The organism is Paenibacillus vini (genome assembly GCF_018403325.1).
GTDB classification, from domain to species: Bacteria; Bacillota; Bacilli; order Paenibacillales; family Paenibacillaceae; genus Fontibacillus; species Fontibacillus vini.
Genome location: NZ_BOSL01000014.1, coordinates 1 through 19,060, shown reverse-complemented (window position 1 = coordinate 19,060; position 19,060 = coordinate 1). Strand labels below are relative to the sequence as shown.

Annotated in this window: 17 protein-coding genes and 1 pseudogene; 2 read left to right on the top strand and 16 right to left on the bottom strand. The window is 51.5% G+C overall.

The window, feature by feature from the left end; translation table 11 throughout:
- Positions 1-23: 23 nt before the first annotated feature.
- The 5 genes from KJS57_RS19100 to KJS57_RS19080 all read right to left on the bottom strand — a co-directional run bounded on the left by KJS57_RS19100 (position 24) and on the right by KJS57_RS19080 (position 6,480).
- The gene (locus KJS57_RS19100; protein ID WP_213656002.1) at positions 24-965 is read right to left on the bottom strand and encodes an ABC transporter permease; all 942 of its coding nucleotides are present in this window, start codon (positions 963-965) and stop codon (positions 24-26) included.
- Complete coding sequence (locus tag KJS57_RS19095; protein WP_213656001.1) at positions 949-1,890, bottom strand: ABC transporter ATP-binding protein; 942 nt, start codon at positions 1,888-1,890, stop codon at positions 949-951. The genes KJS57_RS19100 and KJS57_RS19095 overlap by 17 nt, the downstream gene beginning before the upstream one ends.
- A complete protein-coding gene (locus tag KJS57_RS19090) occupies positions 1,887-4,265 on the bottom strand; it encodes a DUF8725 domain-containing protein (RefSeq protein WP_213656000.1) in 2,379 nt (792 codons plus the stop codon). The genes KJS57_RS19095 and KJS57_RS19090 overlap by 4 nt, the downstream gene beginning before the upstream one ends.
- Before the next feature lie 150 nt (positions 4,266-4,415).
- Positions 4,416-5,315 carry a formyltetrahydrofolate deformylase gene (gene purU / locus KJS57_RS19085; protein ID WP_211021836.1) on the bottom strand — a complete coding sequence of 300 codons (900 nt, stop codon included), beginning with the start codon at positions 5,313-5,315 and terminating at the stop codon, positions 4,416-4,418.
- 52 nt (positions 5,316-5,367) lie between these two features.
- Positions 5,368-6,480 carry a deoxyribonuclease IV gene (locus KJS57_RS19080; protein WP_213655999.1) on the bottom strand — a complete coding sequence of 371 codons (1,113 nt, stop codon included), beginning with the start codon at positions 6,478-6,480 and terminating at the stop codon, positions 5,368-5,370.
- 216 nt (positions 6,481-6,696) lie between these two features.
- Between KJS57_RS19080 and KJS57_RS19075 the strand changes: the two genes are divergently transcribed.
- Together KJS57_RS19075 and KJS57_RS19070 are read left to right on the top strand one after the other, a co-directional pair.
- Positions 6,697-7,167, top strand: a complete 471-nt coding sequence (locus KJS57_RS19075) for a DUF2621 domain-containing protein (RefSeq protein WP_211021831.1) — start codon at positions 6,697-6,699, stop codon at positions 7,165-7,167.
- A 153-nt stretch (positions 7,168-7,320) separates the two neighbouring features.
- Complete coding sequence (locus tag KJS57_RS19070; protein WP_211021829.1) at positions 7,321-8,250, top strand: TIGR01777 family oxidoreductase; 930 nt, start codon at positions 7,321-7,323, stop codon at positions 8,248-8,250.
- Between the two features lie 12 nt (positions 8,251-8,262).
- Here KJS57_RS19070 and KJS57_RS19065 read toward each other — a convergent pair whose 3' ends face one another.
- The 11 genes and pseudogenes from KJS57_RS19065 to KJS57_RS19015 form a co-directional block, all read right to left on the bottom strand.
- Positions 8,263-9,297, bottom strand: coding sequence for a FecCD family ABC transporter permease (locus KJS57_RS19065; protein ID WP_211021828.1), 1,035 nt, complete (start codon positions 9,295-9,297; stop codon positions 8,263-8,265).
- A complete protein-coding gene (locus KJS57_RS19060) occupies positions 9,294-10,331 on the bottom strand; it encodes a FecCD family ABC transporter permease (protein WP_211021826.1) in 1,038 nt (345 codons plus the stop codon). The genes KJS57_RS19065 and KJS57_RS19060 overlap by 4 nt, the downstream gene beginning before the upstream one ends.
- 153 nt (positions 10,332-10,484) lie before the next feature.
- Positions 10,485-12,065 (bottom strand): DUF6382 and FHA domain-containing protein, encoded by a 1,581-nt coding sequence (locus KJS57_RS19055; RefSeq protein ID WP_211021824.1) that lies wholly within the window; start codon positions 12,063-12,065, stop codon positions 10,485-10,487.
- A gap of 23 nt (positions 12,066-12,088) precedes the next feature.
- The gene (locus tag KJS57_RS19050) at positions 12,089-12,601 is read right to left on the bottom strand and encodes an A24 family peptidase (RefSeq protein WP_247681746.1); all 513 of its coding nucleotides are present in this window, start codon (positions 12,599-12,601) and stop codon (positions 12,089-12,091) included.
- 59 nt (positions 12,602-12,660) lie between these two features.
- Complete coding sequence (locus KJS57_RS19045) at positions 12,661-13,689, bottom strand: pilus assembly protein (protein ID WP_244861627.1); 1,029 nt, start codon at positions 13,687-13,689, stop codon at positions 12,661-12,663.
- Entirely contained in the window at positions 13,658-15,883 is a 2,226-nt protein-coding gene (locus KJS57_RS19040; protein ID WP_211021822.1) for a TadE/TadG family type IV pilus assembly protein, read from the bottom strand. The genes KJS57_RS19045 and KJS57_RS19040 overlap by 32 nt, the downstream gene beginning before the upstream one ends.
- Positions 15,884-15,928: 45 nt before the next feature.
- Positions 15,929-16,588, bottom strand: a complete 660-nt coding sequence (locus tag KJS57_RS19035) for a TadE/TadG family type IV pilus assembly protein (RefSeq protein WP_244861626.1) — start codon at positions 16,586-16,588, stop codon at positions 15,929-15,931.
- Positions 16,585-16,779: a Flp1 family type IVb pilin gene (locus KJS57_RS19030; RefSeq protein ID WP_211021819.1), complete on the bottom strand. Its 195-nt coding sequence runs from the start codon at positions 16,777-16,779 to the stop codon at positions 16,585-16,587. The genes KJS57_RS19035 and KJS57_RS19030 overlap by 4 nt, the downstream gene beginning before the upstream one ends.
- Before the next feature lie 30 nt (positions 16,780-16,809).
- Positions 16,810-17,688: a type II secretion system F family protein gene (locus tag KJS57_RS19025; protein ID WP_211022179.1), complete on the bottom strand. Its 879-nt coding sequence runs from the start codon at positions 17,686-17,688 to the stop codon at positions 16,810-16,812.
- A gap of 12 nt (positions 17,689-17,700) precedes the next feature.
- Positions 17,701-18,510, bottom strand: coding sequence for a type II secretion system F family protein (locus KJS57_RS19020; protein WP_211022178.1), 810 nt, complete (start codon positions 18,508-18,510; stop codon positions 17,701-17,703).
- Positions 18,510-18,887, bottom strand: a pseudogene (locus KJS57_RS19015) (CpaF family protein); the annotation flags it as partial. The gene KJS57_RS19020 and the pseudogene KJS57_RS19015, both read right to left, overlap by 1 nt.
- Between the last annotated feature and the right edge of the window lie 173 nt (positions 18,888-19,060).

Genomic DNA, 19,060 nt, shown 5'->3' with positions numbered 1-19,060 from the left:
TCATAGAGTTATAGCAAAAAGGGTTAGGTTCCCTCATCCGGATTTACCGGCTGTACTGGATTGTCCGGAATGTTCTTACGCTGCTTCTTCCCTCGAACCGGCCGAATGCGGCGGATGGCGATCCACAGAAATAACAGGATCACCAGACTGTAAACAAGGATGAATTCCTGCCACAATTCGATAGGTGCCGAGGATTGGAGGTTGCTCCGCTGTACCATAAACGCCGATTCAGAAAACGACGGTTCGAAAATGCTGATCAGCGCCCCGGCCGGATTAAGTCCGAGCAGGTAGCCTACCCATGAATAAGCCCGCATCGGAGCGCCTAAATTGTAATAGCTGGCTCGATCAATGCTCATCGCAAACAGATAAGCCAACCCGGTCACCAGGAAGATCACAAGGCCAACGCCGTAGGTCATAATTACCGATACGATCGTTCTTTTTAACAGTGTGGAGAAAAATACGCCGATCGACCCGAGCAGCAGCATCACGAACAAATAAAACAGAAACACGGATACCAGCTGGCTCGGCGATACCCCGCCGTACAAAAATACGATGCTATATACCGGCAAAGTCGCCAGGATAATCAACGTCATGAAGCTGAGCGATGAAAAGAGCTTGCTCAAAACAATAGTAGCCGAGCTTTGCTGTGTGGTGAGCAGCATATTCAGGGTTTGTTTTTCCCGCTCACCGCTGATCACCCCTGCCGTCAGAGCAGGAGTCATGAACGCGATTAATACGAGCTGCGCGATGCTTAACGCGTAAAACATCATCCGGCTCACCCCGGAATCGACTCTGCCGTTTTGAATTCCCCCGCCGGACGTCATCACGTAAATAATGCCCATCGCGAGAAGCCCCATCACAAGCACATATGCAAATACGGAAAAAGCTGACTTGGGGGTCCGCATTCGCAAAGTAAATTCCTTACCGAGCACGGGATTAATGAGCACTCTACGCCATTTGTTCATGATCGGCTCCCCCTTTCGTAATCTCAAGGAATACGTCCTCCAGATTGCTTTGCGCCTCATGAAAAGATATCACCTGATACCCGGCTGAAATCATGCCGCCAAGTAACCGGGACTGCTCGGCATCGCCGCCGCCGAAGTGTACGTGGACGCCGGTCTCATCATGAAACACCTGGCTGACATGCGCCTCGTCCCGAAGCCGCTCCGCCAGTTCCTCCGCACGATCGAGCACACGGATATGAAGCACTCTTTTTACTCTAAGCCGGTTTTGTATTTCACTCACTTTGCCTTGGGCGACCATGACCCCGTGCTCGATCACGCCAATCTCATCCACCATTTCCGCAAGCTCCGGTAAAATATGGGACGAAATAATGATCGTTTTGCCCATCAGCTTCAATTCCTTCAGAATTTCCCGCATTTCAATCCGGGCGCGGGGATCAAGTCCCGAAGCCGGCTCATCCAGAATGAGCACTTCGGGATCATGTACAAGACAGCGGGCCAGGCACAGGCGCTGCTTCATGCCGCGCGACAAGCTATCCACATAAGCATCTTTTTTGTCGCTTAAATTGACGAGCTCCAGCAACTGCGGGATTAATTGCTCCCGCTCCGCACGCGGAATCCCGTAGCTTGCACCATAGAAATGCAGATATTCCGTCGTCTTGAACTGATCATATACGCCAAAAAAGTCCGGCATGTAGCCGATTCTTTTGCGAACCTCGTGCGGCTGTTCCGTCACCTCGAATCCACCGACCCTCGCGCTTCCTGAGGTAGGTGCGAGCAAAGTAGCCAAAATGGACATCGTAGTTGTCTTCCCGGCTCCGTTCGGGCCCACAAAGCCAAACACGGTTCCTTTGGAAATCGACAGATTGACATTCTTCAGGGCATCAAACCCGCCATAGGTTTTCGTCAAATTTTGAATTTCAATCATTTGCCGGCCTCTCCTTTCAGGGCGATTTCCGGGAGGTCGAAGGAATCCCATTCTCCGGCCGTAATTTTGATTTTCAAGTACCCGTTTTGTAAATAGGATTTTGCGGTTGTGGAGAATTCAGCCTGGTATTTGTTCAATCCGTCCAGCTTTTCCCATGCCCCACTATCCCAATTCCAAATCATCGCGCTCGTCTGATCACCCGAATAAGTCCAGCGCAGCTCCAAATTCGAATAATGAATATCCTTGTTTTTCGGCAATTCGTACTCCAATGTAATATCGCCGGGCGACATATTCACCCTGCCGGGCCCCTCGCTTGCCCATTCTTTGGATGTCGTTTCAGTAACCTTTGCAGCGATTAGTCCAAATGGAATCGCCATTTCGCCGTTATGGGTGAAGCTTGGCGAAAAAGCCTGCACAATCATATTTAGCTGCTCAGAGGCCGCTACCTTGCCGTTGACTTTATATTCACCCAGTTCTTCCTTGTTCCAGGCGAGAAATACGGGATTGCCGGAGACTAACCCCGTACCTACATATTGATTGATCATTCCACGTTGACGTTCGAGCAAATAATCGTCGTTTCTACCCGAGGTCGAGGTATGGGGAAACAAAGCTGAACCGTAATCTTGATATACTACGGATGCAATGGAAGGGGGAACCGGAACCGATTTCCCTTTAGGAATCTCTCCCAATGCATACACTTTCCCTCCGGCCAGCAAGGCTCCATCGCTCAAATCACCGTTGGTTCCGTTCGTAACCGTACCCTGCAGATTGCCCTTGTCATCATAGGAAACCTCAATCTTCATCGCTCCGGATTGGAGCGGTTCCGATTTACTCATCCATAGCTTGGCAATCGAACGGTGCGTCATATCTCTCAATTTCACATCCGTCGCCTCCGGATTTACCCGAATCAACTGCCGGTTGGCTCCTCCCGATTGCCCGCCTCCCAATAGCCCGTCCTCTCGTGTAACGGAAACGTAAGTACCGGCCGCGAAGGTCAAATTGTAAGTGCCGCCGCGCGGTACGAACAAGGCGGTGGCTGCAGACCGCGTAGCCTGTCCCTTGCCGTCGAGCTCCACAATGCTGAGCGTATGCGTGCGTACGCTTGATTTACCGGAGGTGCCGGCAACGTAAATACCGACGCTGGCAATGACCGCAATCAGCGGAATAAGCCCCCAGGACCATTCCCGCTTATCGAATCTCTTAAGCACGTAATACAACACAGGAGCTACGATAACGGCATATCCCAGCAATAGCCAAAGCAGCAGGGAGAATGGAGGCAGCGTCAACGACGGGAACAGATCCAGCAAGTAGCTTACGCCTGACATCATGTTCGTCCCGGAGACCCAGCCTCCCATTGTGCCGGAATTCGCTGACAATTCTTCTTTTAGTACCGTATTCCATACTGCTGCATGCCCGCCCCAGCTATGCAGGGGCTCCATCGCCATATCATAGGCGGCGTATATAACCCTGCCCTTACCTGAAGCCCAGGAAGCAAACAAAGGCAGCGATTCGGACGAGATATCCGCCCGGGCCCCCTCTTTCACGACCGCGGAAGATACGGGAAAGGGTTCACTTAAAGACAGCGGCTTGCCTCCGATTTGCACCAACTCGGGGAAGGAGCGGACATCCGCGCTTCCTTTGAATTCTACGGGAGACAAGTCTTCGAACCCTTGAGCCGTTTTGGCGTAGCCTTGGCCCCCGCCAAGCACCAGCGTTCCTCCCAGGTTCACCCATGAGCGAACGGCTTCAATTTGCTTGTCGTTCAGGGTGTCTGTCGGGTAATTATTCAACACGAGCACATCCAAGCTCGAAAGCAATACCCCATCTACGGGGATTTGCTCGCCTTTCAAAGGGATGATGCCTGCATTATTCCCGGTACCGTTCAAAGCTGCCAAAAAATTCATGCTGTCGGGATCGCCTGCCAATGTGCCGATCAGCGTATTTCGATTGATGGAGCTAAGCAAATAAGGCTTGCCGGTGGAAAAAGGAATATATTTGCCCGACTCGGCCGAGCCTTCGTAAAAACGAATTTCATTGTTCTTATTGTCAAAGCTGCTGCCCAAGATGCCGAACGTGACAGCCTTGGTCGTTCCTGCCGGCAAATCGACCTTTTTTATATGGGATACGCTCGTCCCGTTATAAGGATCTTCGACCTGAACCACAAGCTCCCCGGACACGTCCGTGTTACTGTTCAGAGTAATGGTCAACGGGCTCCATTCATTCATTTTCACATTGCCCTCAAAGCCGACCTCGGTTTGAATGCCGATCGCCGGTCCCGCCGCGAAAGCCGGCTGCGGAACAAAAGCTCCGAGCCCAGTCATGACTGCAAGCACGAACAGGACAATGGCCGAGCATCGTTTTATTGAAAAAAGCACAGGACGTTCCCCTCTCTCCGATATGTATTTGCCTGAATCCCCTTCATACCCTAAACGAAAACCGGGATAAAAAAGTTACCCCGAAAACAAAAACCGCGCGGCATGTGAACTCCTGTCTGCCGCGCGGTTGGTTGATCTGTATCAAGCTTTTTAATTAAATACGACGGTTTTGTTCTGATGCACGAGAATCCGGTCCTCGATGTGCCACTTCACGGCTCTAGCCAGCACGACACGTTCGATCGTCCGGCCGATCCGTTTCAACTCGCTGACATTATCGCGGTGGCTAACCCGCTGAACGTCCTGCTCGATGATCGGTCCCCCATCCAGTTCCTCCGTTACGTAGTGGGCGGTAGCGCCGATGATTTTCACACCGCGTTCATAGGCCTGGGCGTACGGTTTGCCACCGACAAATGCCGGAAGGAAGGAATGATGGATGTTGATGATCCGGTTCCGGTACGGCTGAATCAGGGCTGGAGATACGATCTGCATATATCTTGCCAGCACGATCAAATCGACCTTTCCGTTGACGAGGTCAAGCTGCTTCTGCTCGGCTTCAGGTTTCGTATCCGGCGTAACCGGGATATGATGGTACGGAATTCCGAAGGATTCCACGTATTCCTTCATGTCGGGATGGTTACTGACGACCATAGAAATCTCTGCATCCAGATCTCCGGCCTGCCACTGCCACAACAGCTCGACCAGGCAATGGTCTTCCTTGGAAACGAAGATGGCCAGTTTTTTCTTATGGCTAAGCTGATACAGATTCCACTGCATCTCGAACTTGTCCGCGATAGACCCGAAATCTTCTTTCAGCCCGTCCACCCGGTCTTCCAATTGCTCCAGGTCGAATTCGATCCGCATGAAAAACATGCCGCCCTCCGGATCCATCGTATACTGGTCCGACTGAACGATGTTCGCGCCGTGTTCATGGAGAAATTGCGACACCGCGGCTACGATGCCGGGGCCGTCGGGACAGGATATCAGCATCCGCGCCCGATTGTTCTCATATGGTTTAACAGGGCGTCCGCCCGTTTTTACGTGTGTATCCATCGTTTTCTAAATCCCCCTGTGTCTTATGTGTATCTGTTGGCAACGAATACGATCAATGCCCTGTAGACAGCCAGGCCAGCAGGCGCTGATTAATCTGCTCCTCGTTATAATCCGGGAACAAATTCGCTGCGGCTATGAGATCGTACAGTCGTTCCATCGGCTCGCGCGGATCCGCCTTTTTCGCCTTGGCGTCGCTCTTGAGCAAGTTCCATGTATCAAGCACAAAAGCCCGCGGATGAATGTCTTGTCCGGCAAAAAAGGACCCGAGCTGCTCTATTTCGGTGAGCACATTCTCGCCAAATCGCGCGGCAACCTCGCCCCGGAGCAATGCGATTTCCATTTCGTACATCGGACGCTGGGTTTTGGCGTCTTTGCCTACCCAAGGTGTCTCGAGAATGAAAGGCCGCCCTTGCAGCGCCTCATGGTGAACGACCCGGTTAATCGCTTCAAAACCGATCCAACCCGTTCCGATTGGAGTATGGCGGTCTTTGTGCGCGCCGATCGGATTCTTGCTGTCATTGATATGAACGACCGCAAGCCGGTTAAGTCCGATAAGATCATCAAACTGGCGAAGCACGCCATCAAGATCATTCACGATGTCATAGCCAGCGTCATGAATATGGCAGGTGTCCATGCAAATGGTCAGCCGTTCGTTGTGCTGCACCTTATCAATGATCGCCGCGATCTCTTCGAAGCTGCGTCCGACCTCGGTACCTTTGCCTGCCATCGTCTCGAGCGCAATGTTGACGTCCGTTTCATTCGTGCCGTTCAGCACTTCATTTAAGCCTTCGGCAATCCGTTCCACGCCGTATTCGGCGTCTTTATCGGTAAAAGCTCCTGGGTGCAGCACGATGTTGCGCACGCCAAGGGCATGGGTCCGGCGGATCTCCTCCTGCAAGAAATCGACCGCAAGCTGATACGTATTCGATTTATAGGACCCGAGATTAATAATGTAAGGGGCATGGACGACGATTTCGTCGATTCCGGCTGCCTCCATCGCCGCTTTCCCAGCTTCGATATTCATCGATTCGATCGGTTTGCGCCGCGTATTTTGCGGTGCACCGGTATATATCATAAACGAGCTGGAGCCGTAAGAAGCGGCCTCCGCAGTTGCGCTTAACAGCCCTTTGTCCGAGAATGAGACATGGGAGCCTATTTTAAGCATTTTCTTTTCCCCCTTTTGGACAGTAAATCGCTAAACAACCCTATTTTATCTTGAAAATCGAAATAAAGCTAGCGTAGGCGGACAATGCCGAAACATTTGGAAGGGTCCTAATAAATGTTCCTCCGAATCTATAGAAGTGTCGAAATAATCGTGGAAATACGGTATAATTTTTATCAATTACAAATATCACATGAAGAATATCGAGGTGTGAAGTCCATGCTGAACAACGCTTTGCTGCTCCCGCTGTCTTCGGAGGGACCGAGCAACTTATTTTTAAACAGTATTGTCTTCTGGGGGTTCGTGCTGCTAGGGTTAATGGTCATCGGCGGATTTTTTATGTTCCGCAAATTTTTGAAGGTGCTTCCCAAAGCGGATGGCAAGTCTAAACTGGACTGGCAAAATCACTGGGTCGAAACAAGCCGCCATTTATGGACGGACGAGGCCAAAGCTTTCTTGACCATGCTGGTACAGCCTGTACCAGGGCCGTTCCGCGATATCGCCAAGCACTCGATTGCCGCCGAAATCGGCAGAATCGCGCTTGAGGAGAAGGCTTCCGAGGTGACTCGGGATCATTGCATCAAAGGATATATTTCTGCAACCCCGAAAAGAGACAACAAGTTTCTGATTACCTTTCTGGAGAAGAACCAGATCGATTACCAGCCTTACCGGCATTTGATGAACAAATAAGTGCGGCACAAAAATGCATCCGGCCTGACGAACCTAGGCACCGGATGTTTTTTGCTTTATAGCAGGATGAACCGTTCGGTGTAATAGAGGTAAAAGACAAAGAAGAACGATGTTTTTATGTAAACATGATTACATAATAGGGAGGATTGCGACATGAAATGCGTTATTTTCGGGGGAACCGGGTTTATCGGACGGGCGTTGAGCAGTTATTGGTTGAAGGAAGGCCATGAAGTATTGGTCGTCTCCAGAACAAAAACCACAGATGCACCGGAAGCCATGGGACGTACCTCTGGACCAACCTTTTGGACATGGGATGAACTAAAGAAGGACCCCTCCCCGCTGGAGGGCTCGCATGTGTTTGTTAATCTCGCGGGAGCCACGCTGAGCCAGCGGTGGACCGCCAAGGCTAAACGAAGCATTCTGGAATCCCGTTTAACGACAACCCGCGAAGTTGCACGGCTCAGCAAGCTGTACACGCCTGGTCCTGAGGTCATCGTGCAAGCATCCGCCGTAGGCATATACGGGACGTCCTACAGTCGCGAATTCACTGAAAACGATCAGCGCGAACAGGGGCGCAGCGACTTCCTCTCTGAAGTGACCGAGCAGTGGGAAGCCGCCGCAGAGGAAGGGTTTGCCGGCCGTCGGCTCGTGAAGCTTCGGACCGGAGTCGTCCTCGGAAACAGCGGAGGCGCCTTCCCGCTGATGCGGCTCCCGTTCTTGCTGGGAGTCGGCGGAAAGATCGGCACCGGAAGGCAATGGGTACCCTGGATTCATCTGCATGACCAGATCCGGTTAATCGACTTTTGCGTCAAGCATCCCTCGATATCCGGTCCGGTAAATGCGGTCAGTCCCTACCCTGTTACCAATCAACAATTCGGCTCCTCCATCGGCCGCGTCTATCACCGCCCGAACTGGTTCCCTTTGCCGGGTCCGCTTCTAAAGCTCCTCCTCGGAGAAATGTCGATGTTGCTGCTGAAAGGACAAAAGGTGCTTCCAGCAGCCGCAATCCAGGCCAGCTTCACGTTTACTTATCCCGGATTGGAGGAAGCTTTGACGGCATTGAAATCAAGCAAACAATTCTGAACACGTACACAGTCAGATTTTCGACTTTGTGAGCAAATACAGGAAATACGGGGCCCCGATGATGGCAACCACGATACCCGTAGGAATCTCTTCAGGCTGCAGAATCCATCTCCCCAGCGTATCGCCGACGATCACCAGGAGACCGCCGGCAAGAGCGGAAGCCGGAAGCAGATGTTCATGCTTCGGTCCCACCAGACGTCTGGCCAAATGCGGAGCGATCAGGCCGACAAAAGCGATTCCGCCGCCGACCGCGACCGACGCACCGGTCAGACCGACTGCGGCGGCCAGCAGGCCCAGCCTGGAACGTTCGATCGAAGTTCCCAGCCCCGTCGCCGTCTGATCACCGAGACTCAGCACATTTAATGCTCTGGCGCGGATAAACACATAAGGCATTAAAATAACTATCCATGGCAGCAAAGCTAATACATATTTCCAAGACGTCCCCCAAATGCTTCCCACCAGCCATACTTGCAGCATTTGATAGTCTTCCGGACGCAGGCGCAGCTGTAATATGATCATGGCTGCATTAATTCCAGCCGCAAGCGCAATACCGACCAGCACCATACGGATCGGCTGGAGCCCATAATGCTTCTTGTAAGAAAGCACATAGATCAAAGCCGCTGCTGCTGTTGAGCCTAACAGGGCCAGAAACGGCATCATAAAGACAGGTGCCGCGGCCGCCGTTGGGTAGAACGAAATAAACAACGTAACGGCAAGACCCGCACCGGCATTGATACCCAGTATTCCTGGGTCGGCCAACGGATTGCGTGAAATTCCTTGAAAAATACAACCGGAAACCGCCATCCCCATTCCGATCAGGACGGAAATCACGATCCGGGGCAGTCTGAAATCATATAAAATAAGTTCCTGCTTGGCCGTTCCCATTCCGAAGAAGGTTCTGAACACATCGCCGGGAGATAATCGGATGACCCCCGTATTCATACTGATCATAAAGACAACGAGGATCAAAACAGCAAACAGAGCGATAACGGTGTAGGCCCGGATCGCCTTTTTGCGCAGATGGGCCGAGTAATCAGGTGCGCTCATTCCAATCCCCCTTTCTGCTTCAACGCCAGGTAGAGGAAGAACGGTACCCCGATCACCGCAATCAGCGCGCCGATCGGCACTTCATGAGGCGGATTGACCATCCGCGCCAATATATCCGCGAACACCATAAGTAAGCTGCCCAATACTGCCGACGACGGGATTACCCAGCGATAATCCACTCCGACGAGAAATCTTGCAATATGGGGGATCATGAGGCCCACAAATCCGATGGCGCCAACCAGCGACACCGCGCTCCCGGCAAGGATCAGGACAAAAATCATACTGACCGCTTTGATCAAGCCGGTTCTTTGACCGAGGCCGGTAGCCACCTCATCGCCCAGGCTAAGCAGGGTAATCGACTTGGACAGCGCAAATGCTCCGACCAGCCCTACAGCCACCCAAGGAGCAACGATTTCGATTTGTGTCCAGGTCGTTCCCGTTACCGCCCCCGCATACCAAAACGCGAGATCCTGACCTACCTTGAAATAAATAGCGATTCCTTCACTCAGAGCGACCAAAAGCATACTTACCGCCGCACCGGCGAGAGTCAGCCGGACGGGGGTCATGCCTCCCTTGGACATAAAGCCTATTCCAAACACCAGACCGGCACCGACCGCCGCGCCCGCAAACGAATAAAACATCATCATCAGAAATGAAGTGCTCGGAAAAAACGCAAAGCAAACAGCAAGTGCGAGGCCTGCCCCGGAATTCAGTCCCAGCAATCCGGAATCGGCCATCGGGTTGCGGGTCATCCCCTGCATGATTGCACCGGCGACGGCTAAAGCCGCTCCGATTAATGCAGCAGCCAGCGCACGCGGAAGCCGCATATCCAGAATAATCTGATGCTCCGTCAAATTGCCGTTAAAATGAAACAATGAGTTCCATACCGTTCCTAACTTGATGTTGGCCGCTCCAACGGAGATGGAGAGCCCGATTGCGAACAGCAGCAAAATGACGCCGCCGAACAAAATTAACGTAGCCGCTATCGGCCGGGTACGATAACGGGATTTGGGAGCTTGAGTCGAAGCTGTCATGAGTCACAACCATCCTTTGACGTTTAACGATGATAGATTATGTAAGCTTGAGTATTATACACGAATTAATCAATCCAATCCTATCCTTTAATTGAGAATGATTCTCGCTTATTATACTCTCTTTCGTCAGGATAATCTACGATTACAGGCAAATTAGAGAGACGGTCTGCCGGACTTTCGCAAGGTATAGGTACACTCGGCAATCATGAAGGAGTCCCCCGGATTCAGCGAATATTCCTTGTAGGGAGCGATGACTTCTCCCCCCAAACGGGTTCCGTTTCTGGAGCCGAGGTCTTTCAGGCTGCATTCATCAGCACGAATCATCAATTCCGCATGCGCCCGCGAGACACCTGGCGTCAGATCCACATATTGAACCATTTCCTCAGAGCGTCCTATGACAAAACTGCCCGGACTAAGCGGTATCGACTCTCCTCGATCTTCCCCGGGACCCATCCGATCGAGACTAAAGCTCGGCTCGGAGGACGAAGACATGTCCGGTTCGGAACCATGAGCACTCCGCCTGCTCAATAATACCGTCTTCGGTTGCGGCACAGGAACAAAGTTGACAGCGGGCTCGACAACCGGAGGAGCATAGCGATCCTCCTGAACCGGAGGAATCCCCGTCAAATTGTTCAAAGGCTCGTTAGGCTCGTTCCATCGCCAGCCCTTCTCCAGAAGCAGATCCTCCCTTTTGTCCGATAACTCTAACTCTTCGGAATCATGTTGCTTGCCGCTGAGCTTGAAGCGCCCGGGAATGCTCCATTTTCCTTTCCATATAAGCATGGCAAACACAGCAATAAGCAAGGTCAATGCAAGGCAAATCATCAATGAAAAACTCCCTGGATGATCAAAATAAAGCAGTTTCCAAATCATTGCAATCACCAGTAACGCACCGAGCATGATGTAAGTTGTTTTGGAAGTTGAGCCTGTCTCTTCATTCTCTCCCGTCTCACCTACTTGTTGTTCGTTATCATCAAGCTCTGTGGGTAATTTAAATTGTTCCTTCCCGCGAGCGAGAAACGAGGGTGGATTGATATTAACACCAGCCGAAGAAGGCGAATGTGGCGGCATATATTCTCGGATAGTAACCGAAGCCGGCAAAGGCTGCTGAACCAAGCGCTTCCCCGCTACCATATTGGATTCGGATTTGGCGGGTTTGTCGTCCAGCAGAAGACGGAGCAACAGTTTCTTCATCTCCGCAACGGAAAACAGTTCATCCGAACAAAAGCGGAGAAGCTGCTGAATCCCGTTCCCTTCAATCACAGTCACAGAAGTCATCATCTTCGTAATCAAGGCAATGAGTTTCTTTGCCAAAGGCTCCTCCGTAGATCGGTCGGTTACCGGTAAATAAGCAAAATGCAACGTTCCCGCAGCCAACGATTCCTCTACGAAAATATGATTCTCATCCATTAAAAAATTATCCTGTGAAAGCATGTACTGCTTGCTGTCATCCAGCACGGTCAACGCCTGGAGCAAAAGACTGTAAAGCTCAGGCATCCCGATTTTCTCTTGCTTCAGACATTGGGACAGCATTCGCTTGCCCGTAATTTCATAGTGTATGCTTACCTCAAAATCTATCTCCCTTACATCGACTCTCAGCAGATTCGGTATGTTCACCGAGGAAAGCATCGCCTGCTGCACACGGCTTATTTGACTGGAGTGCATACCTTCTAACGCGGTTACTACCATATATGTACCGCCGTTCCTTACAAAATCGGTGACCAGTTCCCGCATATCAGGCTACCCCCTCTCCCTTTCTAGGATAAATAAAAGACAGCCAGAATTGCTCCAGGCAAAACCGCAAGCATGAACGGAATCTGCAGTTGATTGTTCGTCCCTGCCCGGACGGGATTCCAGCTTCGCAATATAAAGGCTCCCATCACTTGCCGGAGCACACCGCGCAGCCGGGAAAATACTTCCCGCCGCCAGATTAATACACCTACACCGATTAGGCCCGCAGCAAAAATGGAATACATCAGAATGCTCAGTGTCAGATAGGTACCCATCCAGGCCCCGATGCCGCCGAACAGCTTCACATCGCCTCCGCCTACCGCACCGAACCAATAAAGTACCAGCATCAGACCAAAACCCGCAGCGGCTCCTTTCAGAGCAAACAGTCCCCCAGCCCATCCTTCGGTCAGGAGATGCCACGCCAACCCCGTGACAATTCCGGATACGGTAATCATATTAGGAATTTTCATCGTTTTAATATCCGTAATGAACGCCGCTCCCAATATGATGAAGCACCCTAAGTAGTCCCAATTTATCAAGAAAAAATCACCCTCCGTTTCTATAAATTTTGTCTGGAGATTACGAGCCACAAGCGGTTCTATTTCGAAGACCTTGGACTTTCGACCGCGAATTGTCCGGCTGTCTCCAGACCTTCCTCCGTTTCAATAACAAAACTCCATGTGCCTGGCGTCGTATTTCCTCCGACCAGCCACTCCCATTCCACGAGCCCGTCTCCGTTTGCGGAGGCTTCACCCAGGTACTTGGCCTGGCTTGCCCCGCTTTTGTAGTACACCGTCAATTTGGCCGTCGAACCCGGTGCGATCCGAGCCGTAATCCTGGCCCGATGACCCGCGTAGGCAGGCTCGGGTTTGGACAGAATCACCGCAGGCTGTCCTGCTTCTCCATTCTCTTCTCCGTTCCCGTTTCCATGCTCCAGTTCTCCCGTATCGCCTATCCACAACCGCTCTTCGGCTCTTGCCTGAAGCACGATGGGCCGCCCGGTAAACGGAACTTTAATCGGCAGCTCATAACTGATCTCAAGGCCGAAATAAGGATTTTTACCCGTCTTCATATCCGGTACGGTGACGCGGCTGACATGCAGACGATGTTCATTCAACCACGTGCCTTTTAAGAAGGGCCTGATAAGAGGCTTTACAACCGGGTCCAGCACGCTTTCGGTGACACTGTTTTTTATGTCCTGCAGCGGTTCGACGCCTTTGTCGGCCGCTGAAGAAATCCAATTGGAGAACGGCGCGGGAAGCGATGAAGCATACTGATCTGCCCATTCCGGCAAAGAGAGACCCGGCATGCTCCTTGCGGACGACGATGGCTTCCCTCCAACAGACAATTGCTCTCCCCCCTCCGCTTCCGCCGAATCGACGGACTGCTTAGAAACGGCAAGCGCCACGGGATACATATGGGCAGAAACCTGTTTGACCGCATTTGCAGCCACGGCGTGCATTTGTGTGGATAACAAAGTCATCTGGACCATGTAAATAAACAGGAATATTACGATGACGAAAACCGGCATTACGAGGGAAGCCTCAAGGACGATACTTCCCTGAAGCCGCCGGTTTCCGTCCATACGATCTCCTTTAGTAGGAGAAGTCCGCTTGTTTAATTGCATAATATCTGCTTCCTTCCACCCTGCCAGTTAGGGCTCCGGTCTCTCCCATCGTTTTGGCAACACCGGGCAGAAACCATAAAGGGATGGCTGTCGTCACCGTACTTTTCAAATATGTCGCCCGCTCCTCCGGTGCGATCCCGGTGTTCATACGGATAACCGCAAGCATCCTCGAAAGTCTCCTTTCATTTCGTCCGTGAAGCAGCAAAAATATTCGTAAGTGATCCCGGTATGTAAGCTTAACTTTCAAATAATCGCTTAACGGTATGGAGCCCTTTTTCGTAAGCTCAATCATATCCTTTACTGCATGCTCAACTCCGTACAACAGAGCTGCCGCCAGAACCAACAGCGGATTCCCCTTGGCTCCGTTCTTAATGAACCCCTCCATCGTTCGTATCGCCAACCGCATCGTAAATATCTCCCCGTAAGCGGCCGCAATATTACCAGCCGGGTTATGAAAGCCGTAAAGTATATATTCCACTTCCTGTTTGTCCGCAGCAAAAGCATCCGCCAAAATATCGATCTTATCCCGGCCGCTTTCGCTACCTTCCATAAGCTCGTCCAGCGTACTGATATCCAGATACTCAAAATAGCTAACGATGTACTCGGTCTGAAAACAGCTGTCGGACATTCCTTTCATAAGACCTGAGAGTCCCCCATACAACGAGTCCATTCCGGCCATCGCCTCGCCTCCGGCATCATAAGGGCTTTCTTTGACTGTTGAACCGGCATCTTCACCGTTCATGGACTGCTGATTCAATTCACGGTTAGACTTGTAAAAAGATTCCAACCGGTCAAATTGCTCTTGCTGCTCCTTCAATTCGCCTTTCAAATCCGAAATTCGGCCGACGAGGTTTTTCGCTTCCTTTAGCTTGCCGCTTGCTTCACGCTCGGTACGCTTTCTCTCTTCGTCGGATCCTCGATGGGCTTCGAGCCTTTTTTGGTTTTGAAACAAGATATTCCCGGCGCCCGAATCCACATAATCACGCATATATTTGTCTACTTTCCCACCCATGCCGCTCACCGCTGATTCAAGAGTCCCCGTGGAGGTTGAAGCAGCAAAGACAGAACCCTCCAAGGATAAAAAGGAATTTGCCGAACCGAAGAGATTCTCAAAACCTGTCTCCTGCTCGGCAATATCCGCTTCAAAGTCGGAGAATAACTGCTCCGGCAATAGCAAATCTCGGCTTCGCTGACGGATCTTGGCAATTTCATCACCGCCCGTTGCCGGCTCCCCGCCTCCGGTACTGGCCATGGCGGATACTTCGTTATAACCATCCTGAGCCGGACGCTGTTCGGCCTCTTCAATGACGATTCTCATCTGCTCATTGATATCTTTAGCCTCCATAAGCAGTTCCCTTGCTTGTGGGAGCAATTCCTTATGCTGCTTGTCAGCGTCCCTATTTCTATCCCCAAGCTTGCCGAACAATCGTGAGGCTCCATTTTGATAACGGCTGATCTCCCAGGTATAAATCCGTTCCAACGGCTCCCGGTTCCGGTCCTCCTCCACTTTCCATGCATAATCGGCGTACTGCGCCGCTACATCCGCTGCGGTCGAAATGCCGTCGTCAATGGAAGTCCCGACCCCAGAACCGCCGGAGCGTGGAATAAGCGATGCCATTTCCGCGGCAGCCTGCGCCGCCTTGCTCTGCTTCTCAAGCAGCTCATCCAGCTTCGCTTCACGACGGTCATAGAGCTTTTGCAATTTGCCCAGCAGATCGACCGTATTGGACGCTTCCTTCATAACCTGGGCCATTGGTTTAAACTTGTTGATCACCTCGATCGTAAAATCGATGGGCGCCTTATACTTCATCTGTTCTCTGATCTGCTGTTCAAAAACGGCATAAGTCCCGAGCGGACGTTGAAGCTCTGCGGTGGATGAATCGAGCCGCACCCCTAATACCGGCAGATCATCGCTTCGTTGTACAAGCTCTAACTGATCCTGCAGCACCTTCGACATGATATATCCTTCGTCCGTTTCCCCAAAAGCAAACAAACCGTACTGTTCGACAAGCTGAGGGTCATATGCGGACATGACCGAGCGGGATGCGGCGTGCGCCAGCATCTCGGTTTTTGCCTGCAACGCGGACATCCGCGCAAAATCTATGAATATAGAAACAAAAGCGAAAACCACAGCAAAAATCATAATCAAATAGACCGAAACCGCTCCCCGTTCGGACCGATGCGGGTGAAACATTCCTCTTCCCCCTTCCGGGCGGACAAAGACCCATGCCCGACCGCTTTACTTGCCGAACAATTCCAACGCTTTTCCCGCTTCTTGCTTGTCGACCGGTTCCGCTCCATCGCTGCCCTTAAATTTGGCTCCATAATAACGGGCCAATTCCACTGTCCTTATCCATTCCACAGGATCCACGACATAAGATTCCGCCTGCCCTTCTTGCGCCAGGTCACCGATGACTCGCTCCAAAGGAACAAGAGGCACCAGGCGGTTTAAAGACACCTTCACCTTGCGAAGCAGCACCTTGTTATCGTATTCCATCTTTCCGTTCATTACTTCGGGGATGGCTTTACCGGTCCGATTGAGCTTATACAACGGCAGGGAATCCTCGGATACGCCGGTGGAAGGAAGCCGGAGCGCAACTTGTGGCGTTTGCCGGGAGGAACCGAATATCGATTGCAGCATCCCATCATCACTCAGCCGCCAATACAATGGATCATAATGGTTCGCCTCGAAAGCCCCCGTATAGGGATCCCTACGACTGTTATCCCATACGAACGCACTCCGTTCCGCCGCCACAACTGCCGTTTGGCCTAACAACACCCTTTGATATAAATACAAGCAGAAAAACAACAGGATCATAACGGTGGAAAAAATAATTGGGAGAACAAGCGAAGCTTCAAGCGTGAAGCTCCCCTCCCGGTCACGCAGTACCCGGATCATTGACCATCCATAAAATTTTCCGTTTTGGATTTCGCCTTGCCGAGCAGGCTGGTGACGATTTCTTTAAGCTGTGTCCTGAAAATGACGGCTATAATTACGATCACCGCGATGATCAAGATCATTTCGAGCATTCCAAGCCCATCCTCATTACGCCAAAAGCTTTTCATTTTCCCATAAATCTGTGTAAGCATTCTTTTCACTCCTTTGAAATGTTTGCTGACTTACAAATCCATAATCATAAATGCCGGAGCACCGACTAAAATAACAACCACCAGGAAGAGCAGAACCATGGGAAACACTAGCTTGGAAGAAGCCTGTTCCCCTAGCGTTTTGCTCACCGCCTTTCTCCGTTCCCATAATGAGCGGGACAGATCGCGAAGCGCCAGTACAAAATCATTTCCTCCCCGACGGAAGTTGAGCAGCACGGCGGTGGTAAATGCTGAAACCTCCTGTATGCCGCATCGCTTGCTGAACCCCTCCATTGCCTGCTGGAAAGAGTATCCTCCCTCCCATTCCCTTTGCATTTGCAGAAGCTCACGGTACAATGGATGATTTTCTTTCTCTTTACCGCGTTCCAGACAATGTCTTATCGCCTGCTGTACCGTAGACCCGGCTCCGACCAGCAGGATGATCCGGTTCAATAATTCCGGCAGTTCCAGCAACACTTCGCGTTCGCGCCGGACAACCTTGCGATGCAGATCATTGATAAGCGCCGCAGGAAGCAATACGGCCAATACCGCTCCCATTAAGAAACCGCTAAAATCCCCGTTCATGAAAAGCGCCATAATACTACCCAGCACCATCAGAAGCCAACTATACGACAGCATTTCCGCCAGGAATAACAACGTGTATTCGCCTCCGCGGCGATCTCCGCAAATTTTTTGAACCGAGCGCTGGATTTTGAAGAAGAAAAACGGAAACCTTTGGGACACCTGCAATTTCTCAAGGAGATAAAGCATAGGGGGCGCCAGCCTTTGCAGACGGATCCCTTCCATCTCCATATTGGAACAACCCTTGTATTTGCCGGAAGCGTAATAAAACAGCACTCCCCAGCTACCAAACAAGCAAACCAGAAGTCCTGTCCAAATCCAATTCAACAGGATCCCTCCCTATTAAATTCGAATGTCCATAATTTTCAGGATCAGCCATGAACATCCCGCAAACAGCAAGAGCGCAAACGCTGAAATAACCAGGCCAATCCCGCTATGGAGCGGCTGCATGTAATCGGGCGAAGACATATCCATAAACACCAGAAAAAGCACCGGAGCAGCGAGCATAGCTTTGGCTTCAAAACGCTTCTGGGCGATCATGACCCCGATCTCCTGGCTGATCTCCAGCTTCTCGCTGATGATAGCCGAGGTCCGCCTTACGATCTCCACCAAATCCCCGCCGGACCGTTTGCAGGTTGTGAAGACGTCCGCAAAGTTGCTGATGTCCTCCAGCTCAGCCCGGCGGCTGAAATCCTGAAGCGCTTCTTCAATCGGCTGCCCGTACTCCATTCTTGTGCAAATGATGCCCAGCTCTACAATCAAATCATTATTACCGTCGGGGTACAGAAGTCTCAGATCGGCAATTGCTTCGCGAAATCCATTCTCAACCGAGCGCCCGGCGGCCAGTGAAGAAGAGAGCGAATACAGCGCTTGTTTGAAATGAAGTCCGAGATTCTCTCTCCTTCGGCGCAGCAAATACCGGCTCCAATACTTCGGAATCAGGCAGGTACCGCATGTCAGGACCAACGAAAGCAGCAGCGAATGAAAAAATACATAGCCTACTCCGTACAATGCGAGTCCGCCAAACAGCAAGCAGCCCATTCTTTGCCCTTTGGAAAGAACATACACCCGGTAATCCGGCAATGCGTCCCGGCTTGCTTTGGAAGGCTCCGTTACCTTTCCGGCCTTTCCGGTTGTTCGCTTCCCGGCCATCATAATCCGACACCTGCTTGTTCCCGGGCAAAGCGGCTCATTCCGGCCATGCTCAGCTTCTCCGTGTGCAGTAATTGTCTCCCGGTGCTTTCCAATGCGCCGATAATTCTGCCCGACCTCTCTTCCTTCTCCTGAAACTGGTACAACGGGTTCAATACCACCTCCCCATTCTTCATTCCTACTACTTCCGATATTTCCGTCACTCTGCGCGAACGATCGCGGAGCCTGGACAGATGAATGAAAATGTCGATCGCCGAGGCGATTTGCTGCCTGACCACCCCGAGCGGAAGGTCAGCTCCGCTCAGTACCATCGTCTCCAGGCGACTGATCATATCGGCCGTACTGTTGGCATGGCCTGTTGAAAGACTTCCGTCATGTGTATAGTGATAGTGACTTAACGATATAAAAAAAGACCCCCTTGAGTAAACTGGTACCCATAGTTTGGACACTTTGAAAAAAGGTGTTCAGGCTGTGGGTACCTTTTTGTATACTGGAATAAGCATCGGGGGGGGGGGATTGCATGAGCAAGAAGAGATTTACCGAAGAGGAC